Origin of the sequence: Nocardioides sp. CPCC 206348, from assembly GCF_048654705.1 — a bacterium.
In the GTDB taxonomy this organism is placed as follows: domain Bacteria; phylum Actinomycetota; class Actinomycetes; order Propionibacteriales; family Nocardioidaceae; genus Nocardioides.
Window position 1 is genome coordinate 2,007 of record NZ_JBMCZA010000093.1, and the last position, 483, is coordinate 2,489.

Here is a 483-nt window from a genome sequence, read left to right on the forward strand (position 1 = left end):
CACCCGCCGCTCCGACCAGAACGCCGTCCCGCCGTCGCGGTTCGAGCGAGCCCTGCTCGCGCCGTACTTCCTCCGGCACGGCTGGAAGGCCGGCCGCGCGCACGTCGACCGGCACCAGACCTACGCCGCGGACGACCTGCACCTGGCTGAGGCGACGGCCGCCCCGGTCGCGACCCTGGTCGAGGTACGCCCACCGCTCGGCTCGCCCGACGTGGGCCGGCTGAGCAGCGACCTGGCGTCCATCGAGGCGGCCATCGAGGTCGGGCGTACGACGATGGCGGCGGTGCTCGGCGACGTGCCGCCACCACAGGTCGGACCCGCGCACTAACCTCGGGCCACGATGGCCCTCCACCTGCACCGCGCCGCGCGCACCGACCTGCTCGCCGACGAGCTCGGCGCGTTGTTGGCGACGCCGCTGGCGGATCCGTTCGCGAGCGAGGTCGTGGTCGTGCCCGCGAAGGGGGTGGAGCGCTGGCTCACCCA

General features: G+C 74.9%; 2 protein-coding genes. Both read left to right on the top strand.

Translation table 11 applies throughout. The features are described from left to right. Nucleotides 1-328: hypothetical protein (locus ACOADB_RS04925; protein ID WP_378596823.1), on the top strand; the 328-nt coding region annotated here is incomplete at its 5' end. A gap of 12 nt (nucleotides 329-340) precedes the next feature. Then, nucleotides 341-483, top strand: a 143-nt coding sequence (locus ACOADB_RS04930; RefSeq protein WP_378596825.1) for an exodeoxyribonuclease V subunit gamma, incomplete at its 3' end; no start/stop codon positions are given.